Annotated in this window: 10 protein-coding genes and 1 pseudogene; 4 read left to right on the top strand and 7 right to left on the bottom strand. The window is 71.9% G+C overall.

Annotation, left to right across the window (positions count from 1 at the left end; all coding sequences use genetic code 11):
• Positions 1-14 precede the first annotated feature (14 nt).
• Complete coding sequence (locus tag AB0C28_RS17650; protein WP_358075576.1) at positions 15-3113, bottom strand: BTAD domain-containing putative transcriptional regulator; 3099 nt, start codon at positions 3111-3113, stop codon at positions 15-17.
• 378 nt (positions 3114-3491) lie between these two features.
• Between AB0C28_RS17650 and AB0C28_RS17645 the strand changes: the two genes are divergently transcribed.
• Positions 3492-5102, top strand: a complete 1611-nt coding sequence (locus AB0C28_RS17645; protein WP_358075573.1) for a phospholipase A2 — start codon at positions 3492-3494, stop codon at positions 5100-5102.
• Positions 5103-5347: 245 nt separating this feature from the next.
• On the opposite strand, the gene AB0C28_RS17640 is transcribed toward AB0C28_RS17645, so the two are convergent.
• Positions 5348-5473, bottom strand: coding sequence for a hypothetical protein (locus AB0C28_RS17640; RefSeq protein ID WP_357862382.1), 126 nt, complete (start codon positions 5471-5473; stop codon positions 5348-5350).
• Positions 5474-5525: 52 nt separating this feature from the next.
• On the opposite strand from AB0C28_RS17640, the gene AB0C28_RS17635 reads away from it, so the two are divergent.
• Positions 5526-7409 carry a S8 family serine peptidase gene (locus AB0C28_RS17635; RefSeq protein ID WP_357862380.1) on the top strand — a complete coding sequence of 628 codons (1884 nt, stop codon included), beginning with the start codon at positions 5526-5528 and terminating at the stop codon, positions 7407-7409.
• An 80-nt stretch (positions 7410-7489) separates the two neighbouring features.
• On the opposite strand, the pseudogene AB0C28_RS17630 reads toward AB0C28_RS17635, so the two are convergent.
• Positions 7490-8482 (bottom strand): annotated as a pseudogene (locus tag AB0C28_RS17630) (AMP-binding protein); the annotation flags it as partial.
• Positions 8483-8675: 193 nt separating this feature from the next.
• Here AB0C28_RS17630 and AB0C28_RS17625 point away from each other — a divergent pair.
• Together AB0C28_RS17625 and AB0C28_RS17620 are read left to right on the top strand one after the other, a co-directional pair.
• Positions 8676-9860: a histidine kinase gene (locus tag AB0C28_RS17625; protein ID WP_358075570.1), complete on the top strand. Its 1185-nt coding sequence runs from the start codon at positions 8676-8678 to the stop codon at positions 9858-9860.
• Entirely contained in the window at positions 9857-10543 is a 687-nt protein-coding gene (locus AB0C28_RS17620) for a response regulator transcription factor (protein ID WP_358075567.1), read from the top strand. Before AB0C28_RS17625 ends, AB0C28_RS17620 begins: the two co-directional genes overlap by 4 nt.
• A gap of 16 nt (positions 10544-10559) precedes the next feature.
• Here AB0C28_RS17620 and AB0C28_RS17615 read toward each other — a convergent pair whose 3' ends face one another.
• From AB0C28_RS17615 to AB0C28_RS17600, 4 genes are read right to left on the bottom strand one after another with little or no spacing between them, the layout of a single operon-like run.
• Positions 10560-11303 (bottom strand): SDR family NAD(P)-dependent oxidoreductase, encoded by a 744-nt coding sequence (locus tag AB0C28_RS17615; protein ID WP_358075564.1) that lies wholly within the window; start codon positions 11301-11303, stop codon positions 10560-10562.
• The gene (locus AB0C28_RS17610) at positions 11300-12469 is read right to left on the bottom strand and encodes an alpha-hydroxy-acid oxidizing protein (RefSeq protein WP_357862370.1); all 1170 of its coding nucleotides are present in this window, start codon (positions 12467-12469) and stop codon (positions 11300-11302) included. The genes AB0C28_RS17615 and AB0C28_RS17610 overlap by 4 nt, the downstream gene beginning before the upstream one ends.
• A 34-nt stretch (positions 12470-12503) precedes the next feature.
• Entirely contained in the window at positions 12504-12812 is a 309-nt protein-coding gene (locus AB0C28_RS17605) for a DUF4387 domain-containing protein (RefSeq protein WP_357862368.1), read from the bottom strand.
• Positions 12805-14211: an acyclic terpene utilization AtuA family protein gene (locus AB0C28_RS17600; RefSeq protein ID WP_358075561.1), complete on the bottom strand. Its 1407-nt coding sequence runs from the start codon at positions 14209-14211 to the stop codon at positions 12805-12807. The genes AB0C28_RS17605 and AB0C28_RS17600 overlap by 8 nt, the downstream gene beginning before the upstream one ends.
• Positions 14212-14232: the final 21 nt, after the last annotated feature.

Here is a 14232-nt window from a genome sequence, read left to right as displayed (position 1 = left end):
CGGCGGCACGGGAACTATCCGTTCCGTACGGGGGCCATCGCGTCCAGGGCGGTGAGCGCGTCGGCCTCGCGCAGGTTGCCGAGCTGCCGGAACAGCGCCAGCGCCTGCCGCCTGGCCCGCCTCGCCGCGTCGTGGTCCCCCCTGGCGTGCCGCGCGGCGCCCAGGGCCTTGAGCGCGAGAGCCTGCTCGTACGTGTTGCCGGTCTGGCGGCTGATCCCGACCGCGTCCAGCAGGTGACGGCAGGCGGCCTCGTGCTCTCCCGCGGCGTGGTCGAGCTCGCCGAGCAGCCGCAGGCCGACGCTCTGGCCGAGCGGGACGACGTACTCGTCGAAGACCTTCAGCGCGCGTTCGACGAGGTCGCGCGCGTCCGGCTGCCGCAGCACCCGGCCGAGATCACCCGCGGCGAGCAGCAGGTACGCCTCCAGCACCCGCTCACCCCGGCCACGGCACACGTCGATGTGCTCCTGGAGCCGGCCCCACGTCTGCCGCGCCGCGACGTCCCTGCCGGGCGTGGCGGCCAGCTCCCACAGGGCGAGCACCCGGTCGTGGATGGCGCCGCTGCGCTCGGCGAGCTGGAAGCTGAGCTCGGCGTAGCGGGCGGCGTTGACGTCGTGTCCCTGCTCGCGCGCCATGATCGCCCGCAGGTACCACAGGCGCCCGAGGCCCAGGGCGTATCCGGCCGACCTCGCCTCCATCATGGTCTCGGTGACGAGTTCGAGCGCCTGGTCGAAGTTGCCCTTGTGACGCAGCCCGAACCCGCACAGGAACAGGGCGTCGATCTTCGCGTGCCGGTCGCCGGTCCGGCGGAACGTCTCCAGCGCGGACTCCGCCCCGACCAGGATGACCCCCGACGGGGCTCTGAACCCGATCATCCGCAGGAAGCCCAGGTTGCGCAGCATGACGGCCTCGCCGCGCCGGTTGCCCGCCCGGACGCACGCCTGGCGGGCCAGCTCGTGGGTGCGCAGCCAGTCGTGGTAGAAGCCGCGTACGGCGAAGTAGTTGATCGCGGTGGCGGCGAGCTCCCATGCGGTGTCGTCGTCCAGCCCGGCCGCGCCCGCCTGGGCGATGAGCGCGGGCAGGCAGGCGCGCTCGCTGTCGAACCACGCCGTGGGGTTGGCCTGGGTGGCGCGGACGATGGCCGGGTCGGCCGGCCATCGGGGGGCCGAGCCGCGGATGTCGGCGGCGACGCGTTCGGCGAGCAGCCGGTCGGCGCTTTCGGCGAGGGAGAGCCAGGCGCCGAGCGCGCGGGTGCGCAGCCGGGCGTGCGTCTCTGGCGGGTCCTCGTGCTCGGCGCGCTCGCGGGCGTACAGGCGGACGAGGTCGTGCAGGCGGTAGCGGTTCTGGCCCAGCCCGTCGGTGCCGGACCAGGTGAGCAGCTGGGCGTCGAGGAGGGAGTCCAGGTGGCTCTCCGCCTGTTCGACGGAGACGTCGAGCATCGCGGCGGGCAGCCAGGCGGCGAAGTCGGGCACGTCGAGCAGGCCCAGCGAGCGGAAGAAGAGCCGGCTCCCCGGTTCCAGCCCGGCGTAGCTGAGCTCCAGGCTGGCCCGGACCGCCAGGTCGCCCTCGGAGAGCTCGTCCAGCCGCTGCCGTTCGTCCATCAGCCGGGTGGCCATCCGCTCCAGCGGCCAGTGCGGGCGGGCGGCCAGCCGTCCGCCCGCCACCCGGATGGCCAGCGGCAGGTAGCCGCACAGCCGCACGATCGTCTCGGCCACCTCGGGTGCGCCGGCCGGGCGCTCCTCGCCGACGATCCTGGTCAGCAGGTGCCGGGCCGCGTCCGGGTCGAGGACGTCCAGGTGCAGCGGCTGGGTGCCCAGCCAGCCGAGCCGTCTCCTGGAGGTGACGATCACGGCGCAGCCGGGGCCGCCGGGCAGCAGCGGACGGAGCTGCCGTTCGCTCGCCGCGTTGTCCAGCACGACCAGCAGCCGGGAATGGGCCATCAGCCCCCGATAGCGTTCCGCGCGCTCCTCCGTGCTCGTGGGGAGCGCCCTGCCGTCGTCGCCCAGCGCCGTGAGGAAGCGGGCCAGCACCTCGCCGGGTTCGGCCGGATGCCGCTCGGCGCCGTGCAGGTCGACGTAGAGCTGACCGTCGGGGAAGTGGGTGCGGAGCTGGTGCGCGACGTGCACGGCGAGCGTCGTCTTGCCGACGCCGCCGTGGCCGCACAGCGCCGTCGCGGCCGGCGCGGTCGCCCCGTCGCCGCTGGTGAGCTGCCTCACGAGCAGGCGCACCTGCTCCTCGCGGCCGGAGAAGTCGGCGATGTCGGGCGGCAGCATGCACGGCGGCCTGGTCCCGGCCGGCCGCGCGCGGGCGGCCCGGCCCGGAGCGGCGGAACCTCCGCCGCGCGCCAGGCCGGCGGCAACGGCGCCGCGCACGGGCCGCTCGTCCCGCAGGATGGCGCGCTCCAGGTCCCGCAGCTCCGCCCCCGGCTCGATGCCCAGCTCGTCCACGAACAGGCGGCGGGTCTCGCGGTAGACCTCCAGGGCCTCGGTACGCCGCCCGCACCGGTACAGCGCCAGCATCTGCTGACGGCGCAGGCTCTCCCTGAGCGGATGCTCGGTGGTGAGCCGTTCCAGCCTCGGCAGCACGTCGGCCGGCCGGCCCAGCTCAAGGTCGGCGTCGATGCCGAGCTCCAGGGCGGTGAGCCGACCCCGTTCCAGCCGGGCCCGCTCCATCTCGACCACCGGGGTCGAGGCCACATCGGCCAGCGCGCCTGAGCCGTACCAGAGGGCCAGGCCCTGCGACAGCCGGTCGGAGGCCGACTGCCACCGGCCGGCGGCGGCGTCGAGCTGTCCTTCCATGAGCAGCCGGTCGAAGACGCCGCTGTCCAGCGCCTGCGCCTCGGCCTGCAACTGGTATCCGGGCGGCCGGGTGAGCAGGCGGCGCCCGAGCCCGTCGCCCAGGACCCGCCGCAGGCGCATCACGTACGCGTGGATCGTGTTGTGCGCGGAGGCGGGCGGGCGTTCGCCCCAGAGCTCGTCGATGAGCCGGTCGATCGAGACCATCCGGCCGCCCGCGAGCAGCAGCACGGCCAGCACGGCACGCTGCTGAGGTGCGCGGATCGTGGCCCATCCGTCACCGTCGGCGACCTGGAGGGGGCCGAGTAATCGAAACTCCACGACACTCTCCGTTCGCACGGGAATCGTCGCGATCATTATCAGCTCGATCAAGATCCGTGAGAAGAGGCGCGGATCGAACACCGCTGACGTACCCTCCCCGCGCGCCGTCCCGCCCCGCGGGCGGAGAGGTGACGCGGGCCGGGCGATGTGGCGCGAATGTGGCGCCGGCCGCCGCCGGCGAGCCGGCCGGATCAGGCCCCCGGCCAGGGGTTTCCTGCGACCGGCCGGATCGGGTACACGGCGGCGGGAGGCGGCCGGCCCCGGGCGTGGCACGCCGGAACGTCAGCCTGCCGTCAGCCGGGCGTCATGACGGGCTCTCATCCTCCGAATCGGATGGTCCGGGTTCGACAACCACTCTCCGTAAACAGGAGGAACCACGTGCGCCGATTAGCACTGCCCGTCGCCCTCGCGGCGATGCTCGTCCCCTTCTCCGTCTCACCGTCCGTCGCCGCCGCCGCGCTGGACGAGCCGCCGCTGGCCGACGTCCAGGAGATCGGTCCCGGCCTGTACTCCGCCGACACGAAGACCTTCAAGCTCACCGAGCTGGACGTCTCGGCGGGCTCGGTCAGCCGCAAGCACGGCGTGGCGCTGACCGGCGGCGATCTGGCCCGGCCGCAGTCGGCCCCGGCCACCCGGCCCGAGCTGGGCGTGTTCGGTCCAGGCTGGCAGGCCGAGTTCGCCGGCGGGGCGATCAACCGCAAGCTGGAGGTCCAGAACGGCCTGATCGTCGTCACCGATCTGGAGGAGGGGACGCAGACCCAGTATCCGCTGGCGAGCGACGTCTCAAGCCCGGACGGGGGCAGCATCCGTACCTACGAGGCCGCCAACGGATCCACGATCACGCAGCTCACCAAGTGGGACGCGAACCTCGGCGTCATGCGCACCACGACGACCGAGACGCTGAAGACGGACCCCGGCCCCGTCGAGGCGGACGACGACGCCTTCGCCGACGCCGCCGGCGCCCCCATCGGCCAGGGAGCTCTCCAGCTCAAGTACACCTGGTCCCGGCCGGCCGGCGCGCCGAGCGCCGACCCCTGGCGGGTGACCAGCGTGGGCACCGCCGCCTTCGGCTCGTCCACGATCACGTACGACGCCCAGGGCCGCGTCAGCACCGTCGGGGAGCCGGCCGGCGCCGGCACCCCCGACACCGTCACCAGGTTCACCTACGCCACGGCCACCACGGCGGCGGGCGACACCTTCGGCGACTTCGCCGGCCGGCTCAAGTCGATCTCGGTGGCGTACGGGACCGAGGCGCCCCTGACCGAGGCCACCTACGCCTACGACCCGAACGGCCTGCTGCGCGGCATGGCCGACCCGAGCGAGGGCACCGTCCAGGCGGCCTACGACTACGACCCGACGGGCCGCCTGTCGACGATCCAGTCCTCCAGCAACGGCGGCTGGCAGCTCACCTTCCCGGCCGGGGCCGCCGCTCCCACAGTGACCGCCACCGACCCCGACATGCCGGAGAACGGCGGGGAGACCGAGGGCGCGGCCGGGCTCGACGACCCCGACGCGACCGAGCCGCCGGCCAGCGACTTCCTGCCGGACGGCGTGGACCCGCCGCAGTCCTACCCGCGCAAGTGCAACACGGCCAAGGAATGGATGTGGTACACGACCAAGGGCTGCTCGGCCTGGGCCTACCACGGCGGCAAGTTCCGCAAGCCGGCCTGGAAGCGCACCGCCAACGGCTTCAAGGTCAGGGGCATCACCTACGACCACTGCACGAAGTCGCCCGACAAGCCGCACAACTTCGACTTCCGCCCGGCCTGTGACTCCCACGACTACGGCTACGGCCTGATGGCCAACAAGAAGAAGAAGTACAAGTACTACCTCGACAACACACGCTCGAAGAAGCTCGACGTGGACAACCGCTTCTACATCACCCTGCGCGACAAGGTGTGTGGCGGCTACTTCATCCTGGTACGCCCCGACTGCCGGGCATGGGCGGTCGTCTACCACAAGTTCGTCAAAAAGTTCGGCAACCCGTGATCCCCCTGACCCGCCACCTCTGACCTGCTCGGTGGCCCTCCTCCGACCGGATGGCGGCATCGGCCGCCATCCGGTCGCGCCACGAACCGCGAACGGGGCACCGGTGGCCCCGCTCCCGGGCGGCCGCCGGCCCGCCACCCACGAACCACTCAGCGCCACAGATCTCGCTGGAAGAGGCGACTCCCTGCCATGAAAAGATCGCTGCCCCTCGTTTTGGCGTTAGCTGTCACGACACTCCTGGGCGCTCAGGTGGCGCCGGCGACCGCGGCGCCGAGCCCGGCGCCGGTCAGCCCGGCCCCGAATCCGGCGCCGGCGACCCTGCCGCCGAAACCCGCCCGCACCGTCACCTCGAACGCGGAGCGTCCGGTCATCGATCCCGCCCTGCCCGCGAAGACGGACGACGGCCGCAAGATCCGCGTCAACGTGGTCACCAAGTCCCGGAGCGACCTTCCCGCCGCGACCGCCGCCGGCACGCCGCTGCGCACGTTCTCCCGCTATCCGGTGGTCACCCTGCGGGTGGACGCGGCCGGTCTGAACCGGCTGCAGTTGCAGACCGGCGTGGTGAGCGTCACCGAGGACGTCCCCGTCCCCCCGGTGCTCGCTCAGAGCGTCCCCCTGATCGGCGGTGACAAGACCAGGGCCGAGGGCCTGACCGGCGCCGGCACCGCGGTCGCGGTGCTGGACACCGGGGTGGCCCGCACCCACCCTTTCCTGACCGGCCGGGTCGTGGCCGAGGCCTGTTTCTCGCCGTCCGACGCCGAGTACGGCGCCTCCAGCCTGTGCCCCAGCGGCGAGGACGAGCAGGAGGGCACCGGAGCGGCCGACACCGACCAGGGCCCCTGCTCGGTCGCCCCGCTCAACTGCGCCCACGGCACGCACGTGGCGGGCATCGCCGCCGGGAACGGCGCGAACGTCAGCGGAGCACCGCCGGCCGGCGTGGCCCCCGGCGCGAACGTGGTCGCGATCCAGGTGTTCAGCAAGTTCGGCACCGACGAGTTCTGCGGCACGGGCGCCTCGCCGTGCGTGCTCAGCTTCACCAGCGCCCAGCTCTCGGGGCTGGAGAAGGTCCTGGAGCTCAAGGAGTCCGGCGTCCCGCTCGTGGCCGCCAACCTGAGCCTCGGCTCCGGCCGCTACACCGCGGACTGCGGGGAGACCGACCTGCGCGGTCCTGTCATCGAGGACCTGCTGGCCGAGGGCGTGGCCACGGTGATCGCCGCAGGGAACGACGGCTACAACGACGCCGTCGCCGCTCCCGCCTGCGTCTCCTCCGCCATCACCGTGGGCAGCACCACCGACGAGGACGGCGTCTCCACCTTCAGCAACCGCGGCGCGCTGCTCGACCTGATGGCGCCCGGCACCGGGATCGTCTCCTCAGTGCCCGGCGCCAAGTGGGCGAGCATGAACGGCACCTCCATGGCCGCCCCGCACGTCACCGGGGCGTTCGCCGTACTGCGCCAGAAGTTTCCGGCCAAGAGCGTCGACGAGCTCCTCACGCTGATGAAGAGCACGGGCCGGCCCATCACGAACGGCTCCGCCGTCACCCCCCGGCTCCAGTTGGACGCCGCCGCCCTCGGCAGCACCCCCGAGGAGCCCGACCCGGAGGACCCCGAGGGCCAGTGGTCGCGCTTCTTCATCAACTCCAACAAGTACAAGATCCCGGACCCCGGCAAGGTGGACTCGCCGCTCCCGGTGAGCGGCATCAAGGGCTCGGGACCCGTGTACCTGCACATCTGGGTGTACGTCGTGCACACCTGGGTGGGCGACCTGAAGATCGAGCTGGTCGCCCCGAACGGCACGATCTACAACCTGCAGAACCCCTCCCCCAGTGACGCCACGTCCCTGTCGGAGGTCTACCGGGTGAACGCCAGCAAGCTGACGACGGTGAACGGGACGTGGAAACTGCGCGCCACCGACGCCTACAAGGGCGACACCGGCACCATCAGCTCCTGGTCCATGGACGTCCCCTTCTACGAGAACACCAACGAGTACGCCATCCCCGACAGCGGCGTCGTGGAGGCGCCCATCACGGTCACCGGATGGTTCCCCGGCAACGCCTACGACGACGTGACGATCGGCGTCGACATCGATCACACCTGGTGCGGCGACCTGCAGATCGACCTGGTCGCCCCGAACGGCTCCGTCTCCAAGCTGCTGCTGCCGGATCCCACGGACGACGGGGACGGGATCTCGAAGACCTTCTGGGTGGACGCGAGACAGTTCCCGGCCAACGGCACCTGGAAGTTACGGGTCAAGGACGTCACCGCCGGCGACGTCGGAACCCTCAGGAGCTGGTGGCTCAAGTTCTGACCCGCTGACCCACCGACCCGCTGACCCGCCGACGCCTCGGCCGCCGACCCGGCGACCGGGGCGTCCGGCGTGGCGCTCTCCCCCGGCTTGAGCACGACCACGGCCTTGATCTCCTCGCCGTGGGACTCGTCAGAGACGCCGATGACGGCGGCCAGCGAGATCGCCGGATGAGTGAGCAGGACCTCCTCGACCTCGCACGGGTAGACGTTGAAGCCGCCGCGGATGATCATCTCCTTGGCCCGGTCGACGATGGAGTACCAGCCGTCCTCGTCGCGCCTGGCCAGGTCGCCGGTGCGGAACCAGCCCTCCCCGGTGAGCACCTCGGCGGTGTCCTCGGGGCGGCCGTAGTAGCCCTTGAACACGTTGTGGCCCCTGATCGCGATCTCGCCGACCGCGTCGGGCGTCCAGTCGATCTCCTCCCAGCTCGACGGCTTGAGCAGGGTGAGCTCGACGCCCGGGATCGCCGTGCCGATGGAGCCGGCCCTGGCGGGGGCGCCGCGCGGCTTGAAGGCGGCCACCGGCGAGGTCTCCGACAGGCCGTAGAGGATGACGGCGGTGTCGTCCTCGTCGGTGGCGACCGTGGCGAACGTGGCCGGCCGCCCGGCGACGGCGGCGCCGAACGTCTCGGCGCCCTCGATCGGGCTGGGCGCGGCCGGGTCGGCGGTGACCACGAAGAAGTCCCTGACGCTCCCGGCGGCCTGGAAGCCCGCGTACGCCTCCCGGCCGATGGGCAGCTCGGGGCTGCCCTCGAAGGCGAACAGCGCGACCGCGTCGGAGTCGGCGAGGTGGTAGGCGACCTCGCGGCCCTTGAGCAGCACGTTGAGCGGCACGACGGTGGCGCCGGCCTTGAGGATGCCGTTGTAGACGATGGTGAAGTACGGCAGGTTGGGGATCATCAGGGCGACCTTGTCGCCGGGCCGCACGCCGCGCGAGACCAGCAGGCCGGCGACCTGGTTGGCGGCGGCGTCCACCTGGGCGTAGGTCAGGCGGGTCGCGCCGAGCACGATCGCGGCACGGTCCGGGTGCTTGGCCGCGCTCGATTCGAGCAGCGAGGACAGGTTGTACGACGGCACGGGCCCTCCATCACGAGACCGGATTGCCGCAAACGTACAGACCCGGGCGCGTGGCGAGCGTCACACCATTCGGGGAGGCATGCCCCCTGATCGGGGGATTCATCCGAGGGCGGGTCAGTGATAGATGGTTCAGATGGCCGATGTGGAGGATGCCGGTACGCCCGTAGCGCACTGGTCCGCGCGACGGAGGGAAGTGCACGGTGTGATGCAGTCGCTCGCCCGGCAGGCTCGGCTCATCGCCCTGGCCTGCCTCCTGGTCGACGTCGCGTTGTACGTGGTGGCGACGCCCGCTCTGCCCGCCGCGCCCAGGATCGGCGGGCTGGTCGCCATCGTGTGCGTGGACGCCGCGCTCGCGCTGCCGCCCCGGTACTCAGGGCACGTGGCCGTCGCGCACGCGGCCGCCGCCATCGGCCTGGCGCTGCTGCTCCAGGCGACCCCCGGCGCGGACTGGGACCTCATCGGCGGCGTGATCGCCGCGTACCGCACCGGCGCCTGGCTGCGTGACCGGTCGAGCATCGCCGCCGCCGTCGTGCTGGCGGCCGGGATGGCGGTCGCGGAGTCGGTGGCCGGCCCAGGCGATCCGCTGTCGGCCGTCACCGGGATCATGAAGGACGCGTTCATCCCCTGGCTGGTCGGCCGCTACACCTCCGCGCGCCGCGGCTACATCGCCGAGCTGCACCACAACCGCGAGATGGAGGTACGCGACGCCACCGCCAAGATGGAACGGGCCGCGGAGCGGCTGCGCACGTCGATCGCCCGTGACCTGCACGACGTCATCTCCCACCACGTGAGCGCGATCGGCGTGCACACGGGCGCGGCCCGGCTCAAGCTGGCCGCGCGGCCCGAGTGCGCCGATCCGGACATCATCGACTCGCTCACGGCCGTCGAGGCGTCCAGCCGGTCGGCCATGCTCGACCTGCGCCGGGTGCTCGACGTCCTGCACAGGACCCCGGGCTCGGCCGGCCAGCTCGGCCTCGGCAACCTGAACGGGCTGCTCGACGGCGTCCGGCGCTCGGGCCTCGGCATCCGGTTCCAGGTGGCCGGCCCGCCGCGCCGGCTGCCGGGCTCGGTGGACATCGCGCTGTACCGGATCGCCCAGGAGATGCTGACCAACGCCCTGCGTTACGGGAACGGCGGCACCGTGGACGTCGATCTGGAGTTCGCCGGGGAGCGGGTGGAGCTGGGCGTGCGCAACGGCATCGGCACCTGCCCGCAGCGGGCTGAGCGGCCCTCGACCGGGCGCGGGCTCGTGGGCATCAGAAGCCGGGTCGCCCTGTTCGGCGGCACCGTCACCCACGGGCCCGACGCCGCGGGAAAGACCTGGGAGACCAGGGTGAGCGTACGCTTTGACGCGCCATCGCCAGGAGAGACACCGTGATATCCCGCATCCTCATCGCCGACGACCACGCGGCCTTCCGCTCCGGGCTGCGCGCCATCCTCAGCACCCAGCCGGACCTGGAGTGCGTGGCCGAGGTCGCCGACGGGCGCGCCGCGGTCACGGAGACGCTCCGGCTCCGGCCCGACCTGGCGATCCTCGACGTGCGCATGCCCAGGCTCGACGGCCTCGCGGCGGCGGCCGAGATCAAGGCGTCGGGGCTGACCAGCGTCCGGATCCTCATGCTGACCACGTACGACAGCGACGAATACCTCCATCGTGCGCTGACCGCTGGGGTGCAGGGCTTCGTGCTCAAGAGCCTGCCCGCCGAGGAGCTGATCGCCGCGGTCAAGGCGGCGGCGCGCGGCGACTCCTACGTCGACCCGTCCGTGGTCCGGCGGCTCACGCCGCGCATCGCCGACGCCATCGCCCCGGCCGAGCGGCAGGCCCAGACGCTGCCGCCGGGCATCGCCCGGCTGACCGCCCGGGAACACGAGGTGTTCCTGCTGCTCGCCGAGGGGTTCACCAACCAGGAGATCGCGACGACCCTCTACATCGGCGACGAGACCGTCAAGACGCACGTCTCACGGATCCTCACCAAGCTCAAGCTGCGCGACCGGGTGCACGCCGTGCGGTACGCCTACCGGTACGGCATCGTCCGCGTCGCCGACGAGCTGGACGGCTGACCCCGCGAGGCTGGGGTCACCAGCCCGGTGACTCGTCGATCGCCGCGCCGCGGAACGCCCCCGTCATGGTCCCGGGCGCGAGCGTGGCCAGGTGGACGGGGGCCGCCGCGCCCTCGGCCAGGGTGCGGTCACCGCGCCGGTCGGTGGCGGCGTTGATGTCGGTCGGCACCCGCCCCGGCGTGACGGAGTTGACCTGGATGCCGTCGGCTCGCAGCGCCTCGGCGTACAGGAGCGTGAGCACGTTCAGCGCGGCCTTGGAGGAGCTGTAGGTGAGCGCCCCGAGCTTGCGCTGGCGGCTGTCAGGGGCGCTCAGCGCGGTCAGCGACCCCAGGCGGCTGGACACGTTGACGATCCGCCCGTTCGCCGACCTGCGCAGCAGCGGGACGCAGGCCGAGGTCACGGTGACGACGCCGAAGACGTTCACCTCGTAGGTCGCGCGCATCTGGTCGGCGGTGATGTCGGGGACCGCGGTGCCGATCTCGCTGGAGATGCCCGCGTTGTTGACCAGGACGTCGAGACGGCCGGACTCGGCCTCGATCACGGCGACCGCGTCCGCGACCGAGCCGGCGTCGGTGACGTCGAGCCGGACGAAGCGCACGTCGCCGCCGGCGGCGGCCAGCTCGCCTGCCGCCTGCCTGCCGCGGGTCTCGTCCCTGGCGCCGAGATACACCCGCATGCCGAGGCCGGCGAGCTGCCGGGCGATCTCCCGGCCCAGCCCCTTGTTCGCCCCCGTGACCAGGGCGACGTCAGCGGCCGTCATCCCGGCCCGTCCAGAGTGCGCTGGATGTTCGCCCGTACGGCGGCCACGTCCGGGTAGCCGTTCACGGCCATCAGCAGATCCGCCTCGGCCAGGAACATCCGGAGCAGATGGATCAGCCCGGGCACGCCCCCGAGCGCGAGCCCGTACACGTAGGGGCGGCCGATGCCGACCATGGTGGCGCCCAGGCCGAGCGCCTTGACCACGTCGCTGCCGCTGCGCACGCCGGAGTCGAACAGCACCGGCACCCGGCCGTCGCAGGCCGCGACGACCGCCGGCAGCAGCTCCAGGGCGCTGAGGCCGCCGTTGGCCTGGCGGCCGCCGTGGTTGGAGCAGTAGACGCCGTCCACGCCCGCGTCCACGGCGCGGCGGGCGTCGTCCGGGTGCGCGATGCCCTTGAGGATGAGCGGCAGATCGGTCAGTGAGCGCAGCCATTCGAGGTCGGCCCAGGTCAGCGGGTTGCCGAAGAGCCCCGCCCAGGTGCGGACGATCGCCTGCGGATCCTCGGAGCCGGCGAGCCGGCGGAAGACCGGATCGCTGGTGTAGTTCTTCAGCACGTGCCCGCGCAGCTGCGGGAAGTTGCCCGACGCCAGGTCCCTCGGCCGCCAGCCGGGCAGCCACGTGTCGAGGGTCACGGTGATCCCGCTGTAGCCGGCCCGGGCCGCGCGCTCGACCAGGCTGGCCGCGAGGTCGCGGTCCTTGGGCGTGTAGAGCTGGAAGAAGCTCGGGGTCTCGCCGGCGTGCGGGATGACCTCCTCCAGCGGATCCTCCATGAGCGTGGAGAACATCGCCGGCACGCCGGTGGCGGCCGCCGCCTGGGCGATGGCGACGTCACCGTGCCGATCGGGGGTCACCAGGCCGGCCACCCCGACCGGCGCCATGAAGATCGGCGTGGGGAAGGCATGCCCCCAGGCCGTCACCGACAGGTCCCGCTCGACCGCGCCGACCAGCATCCGGGGCACGACCCCCCAGTGCGCGAACGCCTCGACATTGCGCCGCTGGGTCGCCTCGTCCCCCGCGCCGCCGGCGATGTACGACAGCAGCGACGGGTCGAGCGCGGCGACCGCCCGGCGTTCCAGGGTCGCGTAGTCCATCGGGAAGTCGGAGACGCGCCCGTTCAGCGCGTTGAAGTAGATCTCCAGCTGGTAGTCACCGAACGCCTGACTCATGCCCTCTCACCCTCACCCCGTCGTCGACGGCCCGTCATGTGAGCTCGACATCGAGGAGGTAGGCGTACTGCTGCCCGGAGTGCAGGTCGCGCTCCTCGACCCCGCCCTGAGGCGTGCGCCTGGGGTAGGAGATCTTCAGCACCCTCATCTGCGGAATCGGGTAGTGAGAGATCGTGCCGGGCTCGACCCCATAGATCGCCGCGATGGCGTCGGCGTTCAGCGAGGGGCTCTGCGCATAACGATCATAGTTCTCCTGGCCGTCGAACATCAGGTCGATGGTGACCCAGAACGGGCCCGCCACCTTCGAGCGGACGAGATGACAGACGTCACGGACCTTAGGCATCGGCTGCCACCTTCACTTTCGCGTCGTCGAGCAGGTGTATGCGGACCAGTTCCAGGGGGTCGTCCACGCTGACCACGTGGTTCAGCACGAACTGGAAGACCCGTCCGCGGTCGATGTCGCCCGGTGTGAACGGCCAGCCGTAGCTGGGCAGCTCCATGCCCAGGCGGAGCGGCATGTGGAAGAAGTACGGGTTGCACGCCTTGGCGATGTGACTGGCCAGTTCCTGCGTCTGGGCGGTGATGACGCACATCATGCCGATCTCCAGCGGGACCGAGCCGGGCGGCGGCTCCATCCCGCTGACCCCGTTGTAGCCGTACATGCGCAGCGAGATGTGGAAGTCGTCGCTGCTCAGGCCGGTGGCGGAGATGGCGCGGGCGGTCAGGTTCTTCAGCATCATGTCGTGGAACGCGATGGGCTCGGCGAGCACGTCGGGGTCGGCGATGCCGACGATCATGATGCTCTGGAACAGGCCGCCCGAGGCGCCTTCCAGCTTGAGCGTGTAGGGGCGCGGGATCCACTTCGATCCGGTGACCCGCACCCTCGACTCGGTCAGCTGCATGTACGCGCAGTCGGTGACGTCGAGTTCGCCGCCGGGCTCGGTCAGCCGCCACGGGTTCTTGTTCTCGTACAGAAGGTGTTCCGCGATGCCCTCGGTCGTCGCCCTGAACTGCGGATCGACCGGCTCGACCTCGAACCCGCCGGCGTCGATGGACAGGATCACGCCACGCTGCCCGGTGTGGGCGGTCGTGGCCTGGCCCCCGCACTCGGCGATCTTGCCGGCGTGCCAGCTCGGCCCGGCCGGTGCGCCCTTCCAGAGCGCGAACGCCCCGATCACCGCCGGGTCGGAGGTCCGGCCGCCGATGACGATGTCGGCGCCCGCCTCCAGCGCCGCGAAGTAGGGCTCGGGGCCCATCAACGCGACGATGTGCAGGCATTCGTCGATGGTGGCCTCGTCCAGGTCGCCCAGCGGCGGGAGGGCGGCGATCCGGCCTTCCGCCAGCTTGCGCTTGATCAGCTCCGGGACCTGCTCGGAGTAGAGGACCGCGATCTTCGGCGTGTAACCCTGCTCGCGGGCGATCTCGGTGACGATGTCGCGGGTCCAGTCGACGTTCAGATCGCCGCCGGCCTGGCCCGAGGTGCCGATGAGCAGCGGGATGCCCGCCGTCCGCTGGGCCCCCATCAGCAGCGTGAGGTCCTTCTTGACCGAGCTCCGGTCGTTCTTGGACATCCCCGTGGCCAGGTAGGCCGCGCCGGCGTCGGTCGAGCCGGCGTCCAGGGCGATGGCGTGGGGACGGTGGCTCAGCGCGTGGTCGATCTCCTCGGGGAAGAGCCCGACACCCAGTGAGCCCTGGGGGACGTAGATCCTTACCGGTTCCCAGGCAGGCGTGGTCGCGTTCAATGTTTCCCTTTCATGCCGCTG

Source organism: Nonomuraea sp. NPDC048892 (assembly GCF_040649735.1).
In the GTDB taxonomy this organism is placed as follows: Bacteria; Actinomycetota; Actinomycetes; order Streptosporangiales; family Streptosporangiaceae; genus Nonomuraea; species Nonomuraea maheshkhaliensis.
This window is presented reverse-complemented; position numbering and strand designations above follow the sequence as displayed.